The organism is Streptomyces sp. NPDC029151 (genome assembly GCF_055564315.1).
Map to the genome: position 1 here is coordinate 421,723 of NZ_JBVHWQ010000003.1, position 18,829 is coordinate 440,551.

At 73.7% G+C, this 18,829-nt stretch carries 20 protein-coding genes; 9 read left to right on the plus strand and 11 right to left on the minus strand.

Annotation, left to right across the window (positions count from 1 at the left end; translation table 11 throughout):
• Positions 1–125: 125 nt before the first annotated feature.
• The 5 genes from ACZ4VF_RS14860 to cds1 all read right to left on the minus strand — a co-directional run bounded on the left by ACZ4VF_RS14860 (position 126) and on the right by cds1 (position 5,167).
• On the minus strand, positions 126–728 hold the full coding sequence (locus ACZ4VF_RS14860) for a GTP-binding protein (protein ID WP_467926152.1): 603 nt from the start codon (positions 726–728) through the stop codon (positions 126–128).
• Entirely contained in the window at positions 703–1,077 is a 375-nt protein-coding gene (locus ACZ4VF_RS14865) for a DUF742 domain-containing protein (protein WP_467926153.1), read from the minus strand. Before ACZ4VF_RS14865 ends, ACZ4VF_RS14860 begins: the two co-directional genes overlap by 26 nt.
• The gene (locus ACZ4VF_RS14870; protein ID WP_030340335.1) at positions 1,074–1,475 is read right to left on the minus strand and encodes a roadblock/LC7 domain-containing protein; all 402 of its coding nucleotides are present in this window, start codon (positions 1,473–1,475) and stop codon (positions 1,074–1,076) included. The genes ACZ4VF_RS14865 and ACZ4VF_RS14870 overlap by 4 nt, the downstream gene beginning before the upstream one ends.
• Positions 1,472–2,674 (minus strand): ATP-binding protein, encoded by a 1,203-nt coding sequence (locus ACZ4VF_RS14875; protein ID WP_467926155.1) that lies wholly within the window; start codon positions 2,672–2,674, stop codon positions 1,472–1,474. The genes ACZ4VF_RS14870 and ACZ4VF_RS14875 overlap by 4 nt, the downstream gene beginning before the upstream one ends.
• Positions 2,675–4,042: 1,368 nt before the next feature.
• A complete protein-coding gene (gene cds1, locus ACZ4VF_RS14880; protein ID WP_467926156.1) occupies positions 4,043–5,167 on the minus strand; it encodes an L-cysteine desulfhydrase Cds1 in 1,125 nt (374 codons plus the stop codon).
• Positions 5,168–5,470: 303 nt separating this feature from the next.
• Here cds1 and ACZ4VF_RS14885 point away from each other — a divergent pair, with 303 nt between their 5' ends.
• Entirely contained in the window at positions 5,471–5,794 is a 324-nt protein-coding gene (locus tag ACZ4VF_RS14885) for a hypothetical protein (RefSeq protein WP_467926157.1), read from the plus strand.
• Positions 5,795–6,184: 390 nt separating this feature from the next.
• A complete protein-coding gene (locus ACZ4VF_RS14890; RefSeq protein ID WP_467926159.1) occupies positions 6,185–6,910 on the plus strand; it encodes an ATP-binding protein in 726 nt (241 codons plus the stop codon).
• A gap of 290 nt (positions 6,911–7,200) precedes the next feature.
• On the opposite strand, the gene ACZ4VF_RS14895 is transcribed toward ACZ4VF_RS14890, so the two are convergent.
• Complete coding sequence (locus ACZ4VF_RS14895) at positions 7,201–7,500, minus strand: SHOCT domain-containing protein (RefSeq protein WP_467926160.1); 300 nt, start codon at positions 7,498–7,500, stop codon at positions 7,201–7,203.
• 180 nt (positions 7,501–7,680) lie between these two features.
• On the opposite strand from ACZ4VF_RS14895, the gene ACZ4VF_RS14900 reads away from it, so the two are divergent.
• From ACZ4VF_RS14900 to ACZ4VF_RS14915, 4 genes are read left to right on the plus strand one after another with little or no spacing between them, the layout of a single operon-like run.
• A complete protein-coding gene (locus ACZ4VF_RS14900) occupies positions 7,681–8,256 on the plus strand; it encodes a TetR/AcrR family transcriptional regulator (RefSeq protein WP_467926161.1) in 576 nt (191 codons plus the stop codon).
• A gap of 5 nt (positions 8,257–8,261) precedes the next feature.
• Complete coding sequence (locus tag ACZ4VF_RS14905) at positions 8,262–8,651, plus strand: (R)-mandelonitrile lyase (RefSeq protein WP_467926162.1); 390 nt, start codon at positions 8,262–8,264, stop codon at positions 8,649–8,651.
• Between the two features lie 23 nt (positions 8,652–8,674).
• Positions 8,675–9,259 (plus strand): DUF4865 family protein, encoded by a 585-nt coding sequence (locus tag ACZ4VF_RS14910; RefSeq protein WP_467926164.1) that lies wholly within the window; start codon positions 8,675–8,677, stop codon positions 9,257–9,259.
• Positions 9,256–10,164 (plus strand): phosphotriesterase family protein, encoded by a 909-nt coding sequence (locus tag ACZ4VF_RS14915; RefSeq protein ID WP_467926165.1) that lies wholly within the window; start codon positions 9,256–9,258, stop codon positions 10,162–10,164. The genes ACZ4VF_RS14910 and ACZ4VF_RS14915 overlap by 4 nt, the downstream gene beginning before the upstream one ends.
• A 508-nt stretch (positions 10,165–10,672) precedes the next feature.
• Here the strand turns inward: ACZ4VF_RS14915 and ACZ4VF_RS14920 are convergent.
• The gene (locus ACZ4VF_RS14920) at positions 10,673–11,920 is read right to left on the minus strand and encodes an ROK family protein (RefSeq protein WP_467926166.1); all 1,248 of its coding nucleotides are present in this window, start codon (positions 11,918–11,920) and stop codon (positions 10,673–10,675) included.
• Positions 11,921–11,968: 48 nt separating this feature from the next.
• A complete protein-coding gene (locus ACZ4VF_RS14925) occupies positions 11,969–12,619 on the minus strand; it encodes an alpha-ketoglutarate-dependent dioxygenase AlkB family protein (RefSeq protein WP_467926167.1) in 651 nt (216 codons plus the stop codon).
• 68 nt (positions 12,620–12,687) lie between these two features.
• Here ACZ4VF_RS14925 and ACZ4VF_RS14930 point away from each other — a divergent pair, with 68 nt between their 5' ends.
• Positions 12,688–13,821, plus strand: coding sequence for a methyltransferase (locus ACZ4VF_RS14930; RefSeq protein WP_467926579.1), 1,134 nt, complete (start codon positions 12,688–12,690; stop codon positions 13,819–13,821).
• A 24-nt stretch (positions 13,822–13,845) separates the two neighbouring features.
• On the opposite strand, the gene ACZ4VF_RS14935 is transcribed toward ACZ4VF_RS14930, so the two are convergent.
• Together ACZ4VF_RS14935 and ACZ4VF_RS14940 are read right to left on the minus strand one after the other, a co-directional pair.
• Entirely contained in the window at positions 13,846–14,730 is an 885-nt protein-coding gene (locus tag ACZ4VF_RS14935) for a class II fructose-bisphosphate aldolase (RefSeq protein WP_467926169.1), read from the minus strand.
• A 112-nt stretch (positions 14,731–14,842) separates the two neighbouring features.
• A complete protein-coding gene (locus ACZ4VF_RS14940) occupies positions 14,843–15,724 on the minus strand; it encodes an SIS domain-containing protein (RefSeq protein WP_467926170.1) in 882 nt (293 codons plus the stop codon).
• 247 nt (positions 15,725–15,971) lie between these two features.
• Here ACZ4VF_RS14940 and ACZ4VF_RS14945 point away from each other — a divergent pair, with 247 nt between their 5' ends.
• Positions 15,972–16,751, plus strand: a complete 780-nt coding sequence (locus ACZ4VF_RS14945; RefSeq protein WP_467926171.1) for a DeoR/GlpR family DNA-binding transcription regulator — start codon at positions 15,972–15,974, stop codon at positions 16,749–16,751.
• A 29-nt stretch (positions 16,752–16,780) separates the two neighbouring features.
• Here ACZ4VF_RS14945 and ACZ4VF_RS14950 read toward each other — a convergent pair whose 3' ends face one another.
• Positions 16,781–17,176, minus strand: coding sequence for a luciferase domain-containing protein (locus ACZ4VF_RS14950; protein ID WP_467926173.1), 396 nt, complete (start codon positions 17,174–17,176; stop codon positions 16,781–16,783).
• 468 nt (positions 17,177–17,644) lie between these two features.
• On the opposite strand from ACZ4VF_RS14950, the gene ACZ4VF_RS14955 reads away from it, so the two are divergent.
• Positions 17,645–18,811, plus strand: a complete 1,167-nt coding sequence (locus tag ACZ4VF_RS14955) for an MFS transporter (RefSeq protein ID WP_467926174.1) — start codon at positions 17,645–17,647, stop codon at positions 18,809–18,811.
• The last annotated feature ends 18 nt before the right edge of the window (positions 18,812–18,829 follow it).

Sequence of the window (18,829 nt, forward strand, 5' to 3'; positions counted from 1 at the left end):
CTCCGGCCGAGGGTCCGGGGGACCGGGCCGGGGGCCGTAGGGGGTGGTTCCGGGCCGGGGGCGGGCGGGGGCCGGGCCGGCGGTCCCGGAGACGGGGATTCGGAACGGGAGTGGAGCTGGGGAGGTCAGGCGGCTCGGGTGAGCAGGTGGCGTACGAGCGCGATCAGCGCGTGGGCCGAGGACTGCCGGTCGCGGGCGTCGCAGTAGACGACCGGGGTGTCCGGCAGCAGGTCGAGGGCCTCCCGCACCTCCGCCTCCTCGTACACCGTGCCCCGCTCGAAGCTGTTGACCGCGATGGCGTACTCCAGGCCGTACCGCTCGACGAGGTCGATGACGGGGAAGGTCTCCTCCAGCCGGGCGGGGTCGACCAGGAGCAGCGCCCCCAGCGCGCCGCGCGCCATGTCCTCCCACAGCTGCATGAACCGCTGCTGGCCGGGGGTGCCGAACAGGTACAGCACGAGGTCGTCGCTGAGGGTGAGCCGGCCGAAGTCCAGGGCCACGGTGGTGGTGGTCTTGTCCGCCACGCCCCTGAGGTCGTCCACGTGGAGCGACGCCTGCGTCATCTTCTCCTCGGTGCGCAGCGGGGTGATCTCCGACAGCGAGCCGATGAAGGTCGTCTTGCCCACGGCGAAGTGCCCGACGACCAGGATCTTCGCAGCGTTGGTCACCGCGCTGGAGACGTATATGTTTCCGGGGGCCGTCTCAGCCGATGAGGGATTGGAGTCCATTCAGAACCTTTTCCAGGGTCGCTCTGTCAACGTTCTGAGCCCGGGGCGGCTCGGCGCGGCGCAGGAGGTGGCCCTGCTCGGATAAGTCGGTCAGCAGCAGCCGGGCCACCCCCACCGGCAGTCCCAGGTGGCCGGCCACCTCGGCGACCGACAGGTAGCCGCCCGCGCACAGCGTCCAGATCGCCATCACCTCCGGGCCGGCTCCCAGCGGGGGCGTCCGGTCGGGGGCCAGGGTGACCAGGGTGTGCAGTGCCAGGTCGTCCGCGGCCGGCAGGGTCCGGCCGCCTGTGATGACGTAGGACCGGACGAAGTCGCTCGTGACGGAGGCTTCCTCGCCGGGGGTCGTCATGCGCCCACGCCGTTGTCCGAGCGCGGGGCCACGCTCATCGCCTTGCTCAGCGCGGACACCGTCTTCTGCATGCGGAAGGACATGGCCTCCATGTCGACGTCCAGCGCGGCCGAGACGGCGAGGTAGGAGCCCTGGCCGGCCGCGATGAGGAAGATCCAGCCGCCGTCGTACTCCAGCAGCGTCTGCTTCCAGATCCCGTGCCCCGCTCCCACGAACCCGGCGACGGCCCGGCTCAGCGACTGCATGGAACTCATCGCGGCCGCGTTCGTCTCGGCGTCGTCCCGCCCGATGTCGTCCGAGCGCTGCAGCAGCAGGCCGTCGCCCGAGACGAGGATCGCGTGCCGGGCCCCCCGTACTTCGAGTACGTCGTTCAGCACCCAGGACAGGTCGATGTTCACTTGTGGTCAGGTCCTTCCGTGGTGTTCGTGGTCCGTCCCAACTGTGTTCCGCGCGCGAACGCCCCGAGCCGCGACGCCGTCACCTCGCTGGCCGGCTCGGGCGTTCCCTCCCGGCCGCCGGCGTCGAGGGCGGGGACCACCGTGACGGGGCCGCCCCGCCGGCGGCGCTTGGGCAGGCCTCCGGAGGTCGTTCCCACCACGTGCGAGGGACCCACGACCGGGACCGGCGCCAGTCGTTGCGGGGCCGCCTCCAAACCCGCGGTGTCCTGGGCGTCGGCGACGGGGGCGGGCGCGTCGGCCGCGAGGAGGCTTTCGGGCACACGGATCACCGCACGTACTCCACCGTAGGGGGACACGGAACCGACGGAGACGGCGAAGCCGTAGCGGGCGGCGAGCATGCCGCACACGGCGAAGCCGAACCGCGGCGGATCGCCGAGACCGGTGATGTCGACGGGACCGTCCACCGACAGCAGGGCCGCCGCCCGGTCCTTGGTCTCCTGGTCCATGCCCAGCCCGGCGTCGTCCACGATGAAGCACAGACCGGTCGGCACGGTCTGGATGTTGACCTCGACCGGGGTGCCGGGCGCGCTGTAGTTCGTCGCGTTGTCCAGCAGTTCGGCGAGGACGACGGCCACCGGCTCGACGGCCTTGCCGACGAGGGAGACGTTGACCTGCGAGTGGACGGCGACCCGGTCGAAGTCCTTGATCCTGCCCTGGGCGCTGCGTGCGACGTCGTAGACCGTGGCGGCGCGCTCGCGTCGGCCCAGCCAGCCGCCGCACAGCACGGAGATGCCCTTGGCCCGGCGGCTGAACTGGCTGCCGGTGTGGTCGACCGTCATCAGGTCGGCCAGGACGTCCGTGGTGTCGCCGTACTTCTTCAGCAGGCTGTCCAGGAGGACCTGCTGCTCCTCGGCGAGCGACTGGAGCGTACCCATAGCGGACTTCAGCACCGCCTTGGTCGACGCCTCCGCGTCCGCGCGTACGTCCGCCAGGTCGCGCTGGTGCTGTGCGGTCAGCGCGGCGATGTGCGCGTGGAGCCGACCGGCGTCACCGCGGGCCTCCGCCAGCCCTGCCTCCAGTTCCTTCCTCGTTCTTCGGAGCGCCATGTTGGTTCTCCGGGCCCGCATCACTGCGACGACCGCAGCGGCGAGCACGACAAACAGGATCCACAGCAGTGGATCCCGGGTCAGTGACGTCATGAGACTCTCTTCAAGTCGCATCCCGCCGGCGAGCACGACCAGCGCGATGGTGCCTTTGAGACTGTCCCCCGGACGCGTTGGTGACACGCCGTCAGCCCATTCAAAAGTGCGATGATCTTATCAGTCACACAGATACAACCGGCTTGCCCACAGGCTGAATTGAGACGTCACACAACCCTCACCCGTCCGAAACCCGCCCGTCGCGCGGAGTCCGCGGAAGGCGGGCGTCGCAGAGGGGGCGGGGTGGTCGTCAGGGGGTGGGGCGCTGCGGGAGTCGGGGCGGTCGTCACGGGGTGGGGCGCCGCGGGAGTCGGGGCGGACGCGAAGGGGTGGGTCGTCGCGGGAGTCGGGGTGGACACGACGGGGCGGGTCGTCGCCGGAGTCGAGGTGGTCGTCACGGGGCGGGCAGCCGCGGGAGTCGAGGCGGACGCGACGGGGCGGGGCGTCGCCGGAGTCGGGGTGGACACGACGGGGCGGGTCGTCGCCGGAGTCGAGGTGGTCGTCACGGGGCGGGCAGCCGCGGGAGTCGAGGCGGACGCGAAGGGGCGGGCCGCCGCGGGAGACGGGGCGGACGCGACCGGACGGGTCACCGCCGGAGACGGGGCGGACGCGACCGGACGGGTCACCGCCAGAGTCGAGGCGGACGACACCGGACAGGTCACCGCCAGAGTCGAGGCGGACGGGTCACCGCCAGAGTCGAGGCGGACGCCACCGGACGGGTCACCGCCAGAGTCGAGGCGGACGCCACCGGACAGGTCACCGCCAGAGTCGAGGCGGACGCCACCGGACGGATCACCGCCAGAGTCGGGACAGAGGCGACGGGGCGGGTCGCCGCGAGAGTCAGGGCGGACGCCACCGGGCGGATCACCGCAGCAGCCGGGGCGGAGGCCACGGGGCGGGCGGGGGCAGCGCCCCGGACGGTCACGTCAGGGCGGCCGGCCGCAGCGGTCCGGGCGGTCGGCAGGGAAGGGCGATCCCAGCGGCAGCCCAGGCGGCCACGGCAGAACAGAGCGAGCGCAGCGACCCGAACGGTCACGGCGGAACAGGCGACCACAGCGCCCCGGATGGTCACTCCAGCGCGACGCACCGCAGCAACCCCGCCAGCCACTGCACAACAAAGCGACCACAGCGACCCAGACAGTCACGCCAACGCAGCGCACCGCACCGACCCCGGCAACCACTGCACAACAGAGCGACCGCAGCGACCCAGACCGCCACGCCAACGCAGCGCACCACAGCAACCCCGCCAGCCACTGCACAACAGGCCGACCGCAGCGCCCCGGACAGTCACGTCAGGGCGGCGCGCCGCCGCGGTCCGGGGGGCGGCAAGGCTGGGCGAGCGCAGTGGGAGTGGCGCGGGCGGGGAGGTCAGGCCGGCCACACGCCGGTCGCCAGGAACGAGTCGAGCACCGCCGTGTACGGCGTGATGTCCAGGCCCTGCTCCGCGAGCCACGCGTCCGAGTAGTACTTGTCCAGATAGCGGTCGCCCGGGTCGCACAGCAGGGTGACGACACTGCCGGTGCGCCCCGCGGCCACCATCTCGGCGACGATCTTCAGCGCGCTCCACAGGCCGGTCCCCGTGGAGCCGCCCGCCTTGCGGCCGATGGCACCCTCCAGGGCCCGTACGGCAGCGACGCTGGCCGCGTCCGGGACCTTCATCATCCGGTCGATCGCACCGGGCACGAAGCTCGGTTCCATGCGCGGCCGGCCGATGCCCTCGATCCGGGAGCCGCAGTCGCAGGTGACGTGCGGGTCGCCGGTGGTCCAGCCTTCGAAGAAACAGGAGTTGTCGGGGTCGGCGACACAGATCCGGGTGTCGTACTGCATGTAGTGGACATAGCGGGCGAGGGTCGCGGAGGTGCCGCCGGTGCCCGCCGTGGCGACGATCCAGGCCGGCTCCGGGAACCGCTCCAGGCACAGCTGGCGGAAGATCGATTCGGCGATGTTGTTGTTGCCTCGCCAGTCCGTGGCCCGTTCCGCGTACGTGAACTGGTCCATGTAGTGGCCGCCGGTCTCCACCGCGAGGCGGGCGGACTCCTCGTACATTTTCCGGGAGTCCTCCACGAAGTGGCACTGTCCGCCGTGGAACTCGATGAGGCGGATCTTCTCGGCGCTGGTCGTGCGCGGCATGACCGCGATGAAGGGCACGCCGATCAGCTTCGCGAAGTACGCCTCGGACACCGCCGTCGAGCCGCTGGACGCCTCGATCACCGGACGGTCCGGGCGGATCCAGCCATTGCAGAGGCCGTAGAGGAACAGGGAGCGGGCGAGCCGGTGCTTGAGGCTGCCGGTGGGGTGGGTGGACTCGTCCTTGAGGTAGAGGTCGATGCCCCACTGCTCGGGCAGCGGGAAACGCAGCAGGTGCGTGTCGGCGGAACGGTTGGCGTCCGCCTGGACCTTGCGCACGGCGTCTTTCAGCCATGCGCGGTAGGCGGCGTCGCTGCGGTCGACGTCGAGGGTGGCGCCGGTCCTGGTCTGGGGAGTGGTGCTCACGGCAGGGCTCCTTACGCTCGTCACCGACGGCGCCTCACGCGGGCCGGCAGATCGAGCATAGGCAGCTTTCACACCGCTTCCCACCTGCATAAACGCATCTTTGGGCGGCTCAAAGGCGCCCTGGGGCACACGCGTGCGAGCCACTGGGGGCGCGTGGACGCAAGTGCTCCGGGCGGATGTCGCGGGCGCCTCGTGCGTACTGGTGCTCCACGCCGGAGCGCGGCAGACTGCACGCGACGGGACCACCGTCCCGGACGGGGGCGCACAGGGAACCACGGGAAGACGGTAAGGGGGCGGCGACACATGGCGGAGCCCGAGTTCAGCGCCACAGGCGTGGGCATCGGCAAACGTCTGCGTTCGCTCACCCGGGCCGGGGAGGTCCGGATCAGCGACGGCCGGCTGCAACTGCTGACCAGCTACGGCAGCGAGATAGACAGCGCGCCGGTGCAGGCGGTGCGCGCGTCCAAGCCATGGTTCGTACCGGACGACCGGGCGCTGGCCGACGTCAACGGCACGCGGTACCTGCTGACGCTGGGCGACCACGACCCCGCTCCGGGGCAGCCGGGGCCGCCGGCGGCTCGGCGGTTCGTCGAGGCGGTGCGCCGGGCGGCGGGACGAGGCGGCTGAGAGGCGTCCGCCGCGTGGCGGTGCAGCGGATGCGGCGCGCCGTGCGCGGTGAGCCGCGTATGGCCCGGGCCGCACATGGTGAGCCGTGCGGGCCGCGTACGGTGCGGGCCGCGCACGGTGAGCCGTGTGGACCGCGTACGACGTCGGGTCCGGGCGCCGCGCGCCCGGGCGCCGGTCACGCTGCGCAGCGGTCGGTCGCGGCGAGTTGCGGCAGCGCATCCGCTGCGTCACGCTGGTCTCACGTCACTCTGGGTTTACCGGCGACGACGCTGCGAACCAGCCCGCCGGCCACGACAGCAGGCGGACGTTTGGACGCAAGCACCCTGCTGGATCCGTTGTTCTCCGTGTTCCTCCGGTTCCTTCCGGACCTCACATCGGGGAGTCGCAGCCGTGATCAGTCACCCAAGCAGGCACTGCACGGTGGAGCTCCAAGCCCTGCCGTCGCGGATCGGCCAGGTCCGCAGAATCGTATCTGCGCAGTTGCGCTACTGGCATCTGGACCCCTTGATAGACCGGGCCGCGCTCGGTGTGACGGAGCTGCTGAGCAACGTCCACCGGCACGCCAGGCCCGACAAGTCGTGCACCGTCGAACTGGAGTTGCTGCCCGACCGGCTCACGGTCTCGGTCCGCGACCACGATCCGCGCCTCCCGGTTCCGGCCGACGCGCCGGACGGCACGGACACCGGTCCGCTCGCCACCTGCGGGCGGGGCCTGGCGATGGTGGCCGCGGTGAGCGAGAGCTGGGGCGCCCGGCCGGACGGAGAGAACGGGAAGGTCGTCTGGTTCACCCTGCCGGCCACGGCCCCGCTCCGCGGCCGTCCGCAAGCAGCGCCTCAGGGACTGACCCGGACCGCACCCGCCCCGGCACCGGCCCCGGCACGTACGCCGGCACCGGTCGTCGCGCCCGTCGGGGCGGGGGTCGGTGCGCCGTCGGAAGTCCGGTCCGCCGTGCCCGTGGGCGCCGGCGCGGTCACTGCGGCCCCGGTGGTCGCGAGCGGTGCGGTCGGGGCGGCGGCCCCGACGCCCGGTGGCGCCGTCGCCGGGGGCGGGGGAGGCACGACCACGACCCCCGTCACCGCCACGACCTCGAACCCACGGCCGGCCGTTCGCCGATGACCGGGCGGGCGCCTCCCACCGGGACGCCTCCCACCGGCGGCATCCCCCGCCGCGCCGAGCCGCGGGCACCCCGCCCGGAGCCCACGCCCGCTCCGTCCTGACAGCCACGACGGCCGCCGGCCGTGACAGCCACGACGGCCTGAACGACCAGGACGACCACCAGGACCGGGACGACCGCAACCACCGGGACGACCACTCCTACCAGGACGGCCACCAGGACCGGGCGGCCCGGGCCGCCGGGACAGCGCGGAACTGGCCCACGCGGACCGCGGCCCCCGCCGCGGTCGTCGTCATGCCCCGACGCCCCCCCTGCCGCCGCGGCCGAACTGCTCCTCCAGGACGGACAGGCGGCGCCAGTACTCGTCCTCGTCGATCTCGCCGGAGGCGAAGCGGCGGCCGAGGACGGCGAGCGGTGAGTCGCCGGCCGGACGCCCCGCGTTCGCCGGCCGCCAGGAAGTGCCGCGTTCGCGCCAGGCGGTGCGGCGCAGGACGGCGACGGCGCAGATCACGACGGCCGCCCAGACCAGCGGGATGAACAGGATCCAGGGGCCGGGGCCGGAGCCGCCGTCCCAGTGCGCCAGGGTCTGCATCGCGGGTCTCTCCCTCGTCGGGTCGGGTCTGCGGGTGACGTTCCGAGGTTCCCTCCGGCAGGGGGTCCCGGTCGTCGTGCGGGTGGCGGCGGTCCGGGTACCTCCCCGGGAGTACGGCCGCACCGTCCTCTGCTCCCCAGGGGCTAGCCGAATGTAACTACTAGTATGTACAGTGAGCGCATGAGCACCTCGGAACGACTGATCGAGTCCACCCGCGAGCTGCTGTGGGAACGCGGGTACGTGGGCACCAGCCCGAAGGCGATCCTGGAGCGCTCGGGGGCCGGCCAGGGCAGCATGTACCACCACTTCAAGGGCAAGCCCGATCTCGCCCTGGCCGCGATCCGGCGCACCGCCGGGGAACTGCGGGCCACCGCCGAGGCCGTACTCGCCGGGCCCGGCACGCCGTACGAGCGCATCGAGGCGTATCTGCTGCGCGAGCGTGACGTGCTGCGCGGCTGCCCGGTCGGGCGGCTGACCATGGACCCGGACGTGATCGCGAGCGAGGAACTGCGCGCGCCGGTCGACGAGACGATCGCCGCCATCCGCGAGCGGATCGCCGGGCTGGTCGAAGAGGGCAAGCGGCAGGGGCAGTTCGCGCCCGCACTGGACGGACAGGAGATCGCCGCCGCCGTCCTCGCAACCGTGCAGGGCGGCTACGTCCTCGCCCGCGCGTCCGGATCGCCCGCCGCCTTCGACGCCGGTGTCCGGGGTCTGCTCGCCCTGCTCGCACCCCGAACCCCCGGACAGGAGAACTGAGTCACGTGCACATCACCACGCGCCGCCCCGACACCCGGCAGGGGCCAGCGGAGAACTTCACCGGCCCGGTCTGGCTGGACGAACTGGCCGCGCCGCCCGCCCCCTCGCGACTGCGCATGTTCAACGTCCACTTCGCCCCGGGTGCGCACACCGCCTGGCACCGGCACCCGCACGGACAGGTGCTGCACGTCCTGGAGGGCGAGGGGCTGGTGCAGTGCCGGGGCGGTGCGGTGCGGGAGATCCGGGCGGGCGACACCGTGTGGATCGAGCCGGACGAATGGCACTGGCACGGCGCCGGACCCCGCACCTTCATGACCCACCTCGCCGTCGTGGAGGCCGCCGAGGACGGCACGACGACCGAGTGGCACGCGCACGTGTCCGACTACCCCGCCTGAGACGCGAGAAGGGAACCGCGAGAGTGCACGCCATGCAGTACGAGTTCACCCTGCCCGCCGACTACGACATGGGGGTCGTCCGTGCCCGCGTCGCCCGGGTCGGACATCTGCTGGACGGCTGGGACGGCCTTGGTGTCAAGACGTACCTGATGCGCGAGCGCGGGGTGAACGGCTCCCCGGTGAACCAGTACGGGCCGTTCTACCTCTGGAACACCCTGGAGGGCATGAACCGCTTCCTGTGGGGCGGGGCCTTCCAGGGGCCCGTCGACGACTTCGGGCGGCCGGCGGTCCGGCAGTGGACCGGTCTGGCGTTCCAGGAGGGCACCGCGACCGCCTCCGCACCGGCGTTCGCCGTCCGCCTGCGCCAACCGGTGCCGCAAAGCGTGGAGTTGGCGTCGTACGCGGCGGACGCGGTGGCCGAGACGGAGCGGCTCGCGGCCGAGGACGGCGCGGTGCTCGCGGCGGCGGCCGTGGACACGGGCGCCTGGGAGCTGGTGCACTTCTCCCTCTGGGAGCACCCCGCGCCGAAGGCCGACGGCGACCTCTTCGAGGTGCTGCACCTGTCCGCACCCGGCCGGGACCGGCTCCCCCGGGGACGGCAGTGGTGACCCGCGTCCGCACGGTCCTCGGTGACGTCCGGCCGGGCGAGCTGGGCGTGTGCGACGCACACGACCACCTCTTCCTGCGCAGCCCGCACCTGCCGGCGCTGGACGACGTCTCCGCCGCGCGGGCCGAGCTGGCGGCCTTCCGCGCGGCGGGCGGCGAGACCGTCGTGCAGTGGACGCCGTACGGCATGGGACGGCACGCCGCGGACCTTTCGACCCTGTCCCGGACGACCGGCGTACGGATCGTCTGTGCCACCGGGCTGCACCAGGCGACGCACTACGACCCCGAGCTGCTCGCCCGCCTGCGGGCCCAGGGACTCGCCGGGCTGTTCGTCTCGGAACTCACCGAGGGCATCGCCGCGACCGGGGTGCGGGCCGGCCTGATCAAGGTGGCCGGTGGTTTCCACGGGCTCGACGCGCACGCCCGCTGGACGATGACGGCGGCGGCCGAGGCCCACCACGCCACCGGCGCGCCCATCGCCGTCCACCTGGAGCAGGGCACCGGCGCACTGGACGTACTGGACCTGCTGTGCGACGAGTTGGGCGTGCCGGGCGAGCGGGTGGTCCTGGGCCACCTCAACCGCTTCCCCGACCCGGTGGTGCACCGGCGGGCCGCCGAGTCCGGGTGCTGGCTGGCCTTCGACGGACCCTCCCGCGCCCATCACGCCACCGACTGGCGGATGCCGGAGGCGGTACGCGCCCTGGCGGACGGCGGGTTCGCCGACCGGCTGCTGCTCGGCGGGGACACGGTGATCCCGGCCGCCCGCTCCGTCGACGGTGGGCCCGGAATGCCGTACCTGCTGCGTCGGGTGCGGCAGCGGCTGGCGGACGAGATCGGCGCCGAGCTGGTGGAACGCATCCTCACGGAGCATCCGGGACGGGCGTTCGGGGTCGACTGGAAGAGCTGAGCGGGCCGTGGCCCGGTCCGGTGGATCTCTGTCCGCGTGGAGGTCGCAGCCGTCGGCCGGGGGGACCACGACCGCCGCCCGCCGACCGCCGCCCGCCCCCCGCAGGGACGGGCCCTCGGCGGGCTCCGGGTCGGCGAGGGCCGCGTCGTGGCCGCGCTCGTGGCCGGCGTCGGGGTGGACGAGCTGCGCGGGACGGCTCGGCACCGGCATCCCCCCGGTGCCGAGCCGTCCCGCTGCCCGTCGTGGGCGAGCGCCGGTCCGCCGCCGTGCCGGACCCCGTCCATCCGGTCGTGGACGTCCTGTCCGACGGTCTCGGCGGGGCGCTCCCCCACGGGGAGGAGGCCTCGACGGGACTTCGGACACGTTCCCCGTCTACCTGCGGCGGACCGGCTGACCGGTGTACCGGAGGGCCGGAGCCACGGCGGGCCGACGGTCCGACGTACGGGCGGACCTGCCCGACGAGCCGGCCAACCGGCGGACCGGCGCAAGTCCGGGGACCGGGATTCCGCTAGGCCGCCCCGGCCAGCGCGCCCAGCGGGTCGTCCAGGACCGGCTGCCAGGCCAGTTCCGCCGCGCCGACCAGGCTGTTGTGGTCCAGGGTGCACGGCAGGATGGGGACGCCGCCGCTCTGCCCCCACAGGCTGCGGTCGGCGACCACCGCGCGCAGCCGGACCGGGTCGGCGTCCAGCAGGGTGCGGTGCAGTCCGCCGAGGATGATGCGGTCGGGGTTGAGGATGTTGACCAGGCCGGCGAGGCCCAGACCGAGGCGGTCGACGAGGGCTTCGGCCGCGGTGCGGACGGCCGGGTCGTCGTACTGGGTGCGCAGCAGGTCGTTGGCCTGCTGGAGCAGCGACATCTCCGGGCCGGGTTCCCGGCCCGCCTCGACCAGCAGCGCCAGCGGGTCCGCCTCGACGTCCAGGCAGCCGCGGCTGCCGCAGTGGCAGGGCCGGCCCTCCGGGTTGACGGTGAGGTGGCCGACCTCCAGCGCGAGGCCCGAACTGCCGGTGTGCAGACGGCCGTCCAGGACGAGCGCGCCGCCGACCCCGCGGTGCCCGGTGGCCACGCACAACAGGTCGCGTGCGCCCCGGCCGGCGCCGTGCCGGTGTTCGGCGAGCGCGGCGAGGTTGACGTCGTTGCCGGCGAAGGCCGGGCCGGTGATGCCGGCCGCGTGCACGCGCTCGGCGAAGATCTCCCGGACGGGGGCGCCGACGGGCCAGGCCAGGTGCAGCGGGTTGAGGGCCAGGCCGACGGGTTCGGCGACGGCGGACGGCACGGCGAGCCCGGCGCCGACGCAGCGCCGGCCGGTGGTGCGCAGCAGCTCCGCGCCCGCCTCGACCACGGAGCCGAGCACCTTCGCCGGGTCGGCGTCGACGGTCTCGCAGCCGGGCGCGGTCGCCACGATCCGTCCGCCGAGGCCGACCAGCGCGGCCCGGAAACCGTCGGCGTGGATCTGCGCGGCGAGGACGACGGGACCGTCCTCGGCCACCTCAAGCCGGTGGGACGGCCGCCCCTGCGAACCGGCCGCCGAGCCGGGCCGGGCGTCCACCCTGATCAGGCCCAGCGCCTCCAGCTCGGCGGCCACCGCGCCGGCCGTGGCCCGGGTGACGCCGAGTTCGGCGGTGAGCACGGCGCGGGTCGGCGCCCGCCCGGTGTGCACCAGCTCCAGCGCGGGCCCCAGCGCGCCGCGCCCCCGGTCCAGCCGTGCCCGTGAGGTGGTCCTCTCCCCCGCTGTCCGGGGATCCGCCTTGCCGCTCATGAGGGCGAGTCTCCCATGATCCGTATCCGCAGTGGCCCGCGCCGCCGGCTACAGGCCGCTCACCCGCAAGGTGATGTTCAGCCGCCCGGTGAGTCCCAGCCAGGCCGGGGCCGTGCCCGGACGGACGCGGGGCACGCCGTGGTAGGCGAGCCGGGACGGGCCGCCGAAGACGAACAGGTCCCCGCTGCGCAGCTCGACGTCGGTGTACGGCTTCGTGCGCGTCCCGGTGTTGCCGAAGCGGAACACGCAGCTGTCGCCGAGGCTCAGCGAGACCACGGGCGCGTCCGTCTTCTCGTCGGCGTCGCGGTGCATGCCCATGCGGGCGTCGCCGTCGTAGAAGTTGATCAGCGCGATGTCGTACGGCGCGGCCGGTACGGCGTCCGGGCCGAGCGCGTCGGCCACGGCGCGGCGGCCGAGCGCGCCGAGCCAGTCCGGGAACGGCTTGACCGGGCTGCCGTCGCCGTCGACGGCGGTGCGGGTGTAGGCGTAGGGGTACCAGTGCCAGCCGAGGCAGACCTGGCGGGCGGTCATGGTGCCGCCGCCCGGAGTGCGGACCGTGCGCAGTCCGGCGGGGGGCCTGGCCCAGTCCCGGCAGGCGGTGAGCAGGGCGCGCTGCCGCTCGGCGTCCAGCCAGTCCACGACGTGCACGGCGCCCGGAGCGACCTCCGTGCGCTCCCGGGGGAACAGCTCGTCCTCCATGCCCCCATCCTGCCCCCACCGGCTCTGATCTGCGGTTCGGATAGCCTGGACGCACGATGAGCGACCGTATGACGACACCGTGGGGCGAGGTCGAGCTGACCCGTTTCCCCGAGGACCCCCGCGACCGGCTGCGCGCCTGGGACGCCTCCGACGCGTACCTGCTGCGCCACCTCGCCGAGGAGAAGGTGCCGCTCACGGGCACGGTCGTGGTGCTCGGGGACCGCTGGGGCGCGCTGGTGACCGCGCTCGCGGAACGCCGTCCGACGCAGATCACCGACTCCTTCCTCGGCCAGGAGGCGACCCGGGCGAACCTGGCGCGGGCCGGCGTGGAGCCGGGTGCCGTGCGGCTGCTCACCACGCAGGACGCGCCGCCGGAGCGGGTGGACGTGCTGCTGGTGCGGGTGCCGAAGAGCCTGGCGCTGCTGGAGGACCAGTTGCTGCGGCTGGCGCCGGCGGTGCACGCGGACACGGTCGTGGTGGGCACCGGGATGGTGAAGGAGATCCACACCTCGACGCTCCGGCTGTTCGAGCGGATCCTCGGGCCGACCCGGACCTCGCCGGCCCGGCAGAAGGCCCGGCTGATCTTCTGCACGCCGGACCCGGCGCTGGAGCGGCCGGTGAACCCGTGGCCGTACAGCTACGTCCTGCCGGAGGGCGTCGGCGCGGTGTCGGGGCGGACGGTGTTCAACCACGCGGGCGTGTTCTGCGCCGACCGCCTGGACATCGGCACCCGCTTCTTCCTCCAGCACCTGCCGGGGCCGGGGGCCGGGCGCGTGGTGGACCTCGGCTGCGGCAACGGCGTGGTCGGTACGGCGGTGGCGCTGGCCGATCCGGCGGCCGAGGTGCTGTTCGTGGACGAGTCGTTCCAGGCGGTGGCCTCGGCGGAGGCGACGTACAAGGCGAACGGCGTGCCGGGGCATGCCGAGTTCCGGGTCGGGGACGGGCTTGCCGGGGTCGCGCCGGGCAGTGTGGACCTGGTGCTGAACAACCCGCCGTTCCACTCCCACCAGGCCACCACGGACGCGACGGCGTGGCGGATGTTCACGGGGGCCCTGCGCGCGCTGCGGCCGGGGGGTGAGCTGTGGGTGATCGGGAACCGGCACCTGGGGTACCACGTGAAGCTGAGGCGGTTGTTCGGCAACAGTGAACTGGTCGCCAGCGACCCGAAGTTCGTGGTGCTGAAGGCGGTCAGAAAGGGCTGAGTCCCGGTCGGCGCGGCCGGACGGTCAGTCGGGCGCGGGGGACAGTACCCCGATGATCCGGCGCACCTCCTGGGCCATCGCCTCCCGGCCGACGCTCAGGTACTTCCGGGAGTCGACGGCCTCCGGGTGGGCCGCGAGGCAGGCGCGGATCGCCCCGGTCATGGCACGGTTCAGGGCGGTCCCGACGTTGACCTTGGCGATGCCGCCGCCGACGGCCGCGACCAGTCCGTCGTCCGGCACCCCGGAGGAGCCGTGCAGGACGAGCGGCACGGTCAGCGCCGTGGACAGCCGCTTCAGCAGGGCGAGGTCGAGGACGGCGGTGCGGGTGGTCATGGCGTGCACGCTGCCGATGGCGACGGCCAGGGCGTCGACGCCGGTGCCGGCCACGAAGTCCCGCGCCCGGCCGGGATCGGTGCGGGCGCCGGGCGCGTGCGCGTCCAGCGGGGGCTCGGCGGACGTCCCCCAGCCGCCCGGCCCGCCCTTGCCGCCGATCTGCCCCAACTCCGCCTCGATCCAGAGTCCTTGGGCGTGCGCCCAGTCGGCCGCGGCCCGGGTCGCGGCGAGGTTGTCGGCGTACGGCAGGCGGGCGGCGTCGTACATCACCGAGCTGAACCCGGCGCCGGGTGCCTGGCGCAGCAGGTCGTCGCTCTGTACGTGGTCCAGGTGCAACGCGACGGGTACGGAGGCCCGTTCGGCGGCGGCGACGGCGGCGCGGGCCAGCGGGAGCAGCCGTCCGTAGCGGAACCTGACGGCGTTCTCGCTGACCTGGAGGACGACGGGGGAACCGGCGGCCTCGGCGCCGGCGATGACGGCCTCGACGTGTTCCAGGGTGATGACGTTGAAGGCGGCGACGGCCGAGCGGGCGGCGGCGGCCCGGGTGACCAGCTCGCCGGTGGACGCGAGGGGCACGTGAGGTGTCCTTCCGGGACGGGTCCGGTGGGGTACCAGGGGCTCTGAGGGGGATCGGAGGGGGCTCTGAAGGCGCTTCGAGGGGAATCCCAGGGCGGTGCGGGGACCGGTTTCAGGAGGCGAGGATCACCGAGCGGGTGAGGTGCCGCGGCCGGTCGGGGTCGAGTCCCCGGGCGGCGGCGACGGCGACCGCGAGCCGCTGGACCCGGACGAGTTCGGCGAGCGGGTCGAGCCCGCCCTCGATCCACAGCGCTCCGGTGGAGCGGACCTGGTCGGCGAGTCCGTCGGGTGCCCTGCCGAGCATCCAGGTGGCGGTGCCCTCGGTGGTCACACTGATCGGGCCGTGCCGGTACTCCATCGCCGGGTAGGCCTCGGTCCAGGAGAGGGAGGCCTCGCGCATCTTCAGTCCGGCCTCGTTCGCCAGACCGACGGTCCAGCCGCGTCCGAGGAAGGTGAACTGCGTGCAGTGCACGAGCCCTTCGGGCAGGGGGGCGGCGAGGGCGGTGCGCGCGTCGGTGACGACGGCGTCGGTGTGCAGGCCGAGGTGGGCCCGCAGGAGGGTGAGCGCGGTGGTCGCGAACCGGGTCTGGACGACGGAGCGTTCGTCGGCGAAGTCGAGGACGACCAGGTCGTCGGCGGCGGACGCGACCGGGGTCTCCGGGTCGGCGGTGACGGCGGTGGTGCGTGTGCGCCCGGCCAACGCGCTCAGCAGTTCCAGCACTTCGGTGGTGGTGCCGGAGCGGGTGAGGGCGAGGACCCGCTCGTACGTGCGCCCGTGCGGGAACTCGGAGGCGGCGAACGCGTCGGTCTCGCCCTGCCCGGCGCGCTCGCGCAGCGCGGCCACCGCCTGGGCCATGAAGTACGAGGTCCCGCACCCCACGACCGCGACCCGCTCCCCCGGCTCCGGCAGCGCGCCACGGTGCCGCTCGGCCTGCTCGGCGGCCCGTATCCAGCACTCGGGCTGGCTGTTCAGCTCGTTCTCGACATGGGTCATGGCCCACACCCTCCCCTAGCTGATTGTTCCTGCAAGATATAGCCAGCTTTCGAGCACTATCAAGCATCCGGAGGGCGTCAACGGGTGCGCTAGGGTCGCCGGGAGACCGAGGACGGTCGGAGAATCGAGCACGGAGGACGAGCACGGCCCGTTCGCGGCTCGGTCGCGGACCGACCACGGAACAACCACGGAACGACCGCGGCGGGACCGCGGACGGCCGCGAACGATCGGGGAACGGAGGCGGCGGATGTCCCGGGACGCCCGCTGGAAAGCGCTGCTGGAGCTGCTCGTCGAGCGGGGCCGGCTGGAGGTCGAGGAGGCGGCGGCCGAGCTGGCGGTGTCGGCTGCCACGATCCGCCGCGACTTCGACCGGCTCGCCGAGCAGCAGATGCTGGTCCGCACCCGGGGCGGCGCGGTGGTGCACGGGGTGTCGTACGAACTCCCGCTGCGCTACAAGACGGCCCGGCGCGCCTCGGAGAAGCAGCGCATCGCCAAGGCGGTGGCCGAACTGGTCGCGCCCGGCGAGGCGGTGGGGCTGACCGGCGGTACGACCACCACGGAGGTGGCCCGCGCCCTGGCGGTCCGCGGTGACCTCTCCTCCGGCGCACCGGCCCTGACCGTCGTCACCAACGCCCTCAACATCGCCAACGAGCTCGCCGTCCGCCCCCAGTTCAAGATCGTGGTGACGGGCGGGGTGGCGCGCGCGCAGTCGTACGAACTCATCGGCCCGCTCGCGGACGGTGTGCTGAGCCAGATCACGCTCGACGTGGCGGTGCTGGGTGTCGTCGGCTTCGACGTCACGCACGGGGCGGCGGCGCACGACGAGGCGGAGGCGGCGATCAACCGGCTGCTGTGCGAACGCGCCGAGCGGGTCGTGGTGGCCGCCGACTCCAGCAAGCTGGGCCGGCGCGCGTTCGCCCGTATCTGCGGGACGGAGCTGGTGGACACCCTCGTGACGGACACGGCGGTGGACGAGGAGACGGTACGGCGGTTCGAGGAGGCGGGCGTGCGGGTGCTGGCGGTGTGAGCAGACGGTGGTCCCCGCTGCCGCCCGGCTCAGATACGGCCGAGGTCGGCCTTCACGAACCCCGCGCCACGCTGGTCGTTGCAGCCCGTCACCGGCCGGTCGGCCGGGTCCGGCCATGTCTGCGGCGCCTGGAGCGCCACACTCACCAGTGTCAGCAGCAGGTCGACGTCGCTCGCGGCGTCCAGGCGCAGGGTCACCCACTGCGAGCCGGGCACGATCCGGATCGCGCCCGCGTCCCTGAGGTCCTTGGCGAACCGCCGGATGGCCCGGTTGGTGAGCCGGAGATCGACATCACGTTCGGAGTGGAAGTGGACGACCTCCCCCTGGGCCGAACTCACCGCCCGCCCGAGACCGCAGCTCGGGACGGCCTGTCTCAGGTCCGGCCAGGTCGCCAGTTGCGCGAGCGCGCGCGAGGCCAACGTCATGGGCCCATCATGGCGCGCTCACCCGCCCGCAACCAGCTCGTGAGCGAGCATTAACCGACCTGTATCCAGCGCGCGTTCAGAAATCCGCACAGGGATCCACGCATCGAACAACTCCTCCCCCACACCGGACCACCCGCCCCGCCAGCCCGGACCACCCGCCCCGCCCGGCCGGACCGCCTCCCGCGACGCCCCACTCAGGCCCACGACGCGCAGCCCCGATCCGCACGACGCGTGACTTCCGATTCCACGACGCGCGACTTCCGATCCGCGCGACGCGCCACGTCCCTTCCCTCGACGCGCCACGTCGGCCCGGCCGGCGCCCCGTCTCGGCCCGCTCCCGCCCACGTCGATCCGCCCCCCGCCCCACGTCACCCCGGGCCGCCGCGGCGGCCGCCCCTTGCAGGCCTCCCCGCAGCCCCCTACCCTGAATTTGTGCCGCAAATAAACAAAACCCGTTCGCACAGTGTCGTGCCGGGTCGGAACCTCGCGACGCTGCGTGCCGCGATCACCGCCTTCTTCGCGCTGGACGGTTTCCTGTTCGCGGGGTGGGTCGTGCGCATCCCCGACATCAAGCACCAGACGCACGCCTCCGCCGGGGCCCTGGGGCTCGCGTTGCTCGGGGTGTCGGCGGGGGCCGTGCTCACCATGACGCTGACCGGTCGGCTGTGCCGGCGCCACGGCAGTCATCCCGTGACCGTGGTCTGCATGATCGTGCTCGCGCTCAGTGTCGCGCTGCCCCCGCTGACCCGCTCGGCACCGGTGCTGGGAGCCGTGCTGCTGTTGTTCGGCGCGGCCTACGGCGGGGTCAACGTCGCCTTCAACAGCGCCGCCGTCGACCTGGTCGCCGCGCTGCGCAAGCCGGTCATGCCGAGCTTCCACGCGGCGTTCAGTCTGGGCGGCATGGTCGGCGCGGGGCTCGGCGGGCTGGTCGCCGGTGTCCTCTCCCCCGGCCGCCATCTCCTGGGGCTCTCCGTGATCGGACTGCTCGTCACCGCCGTCGCCGGGCGGACCCTGCTGCGCCACGAACCGCCGGTCCCGCCGGAGCGGACGCCGGGGCCGGAGCCGCACGGCGGGGCGGCGGCGAGGCCGGGCGGGCGCGGACTGGTCGTCGTGCTCGGGCTCGTCGCGCTGTGCACGGCCTACGGCGAGGGCGCGATGGCCGACTGGGGCGCGCTCCACCTCCAGCAGGACCTCGCGGCCTCCCCCGGCACCGCGGCCGCCGGCTACGCGTGTTTCGCGCTCGCCATGACCGTCGGCCGGCTGACCGGGTCGGCGCTGCTGGCCCGCCTGGGCCGGGCCCGTACCGTGATCGCCGGTGGCAGCGTCGCCGCGGCCGGCATGCTGCTCGGCTCGCTCGCGCCCTCCGTGGGGGCGGTACTGGCCGGGTTCGCGGTCACCGGGCTCGGACTCGCCAACCTCTTCCCGGTCGCCGTGGAACGGGCGGGCGCGCTGGCCGGCCCGTCCGGTGTCGCCGTCGCGTCCACCCTGGGGTACGGGGGCATGCTCCTGGGGCCGCCCGCGATCGGCTTCATGGCCGACTGGTTCTCCCTGCCCGCCGCCCTCACCAGCGTGGCCGCGCTCGCCGCCCTGGCCGCCGTCATCGGGGTGACGACGCGACGGGCGCTGGGCCGCTGACCCGCGAACCGTCCGGCC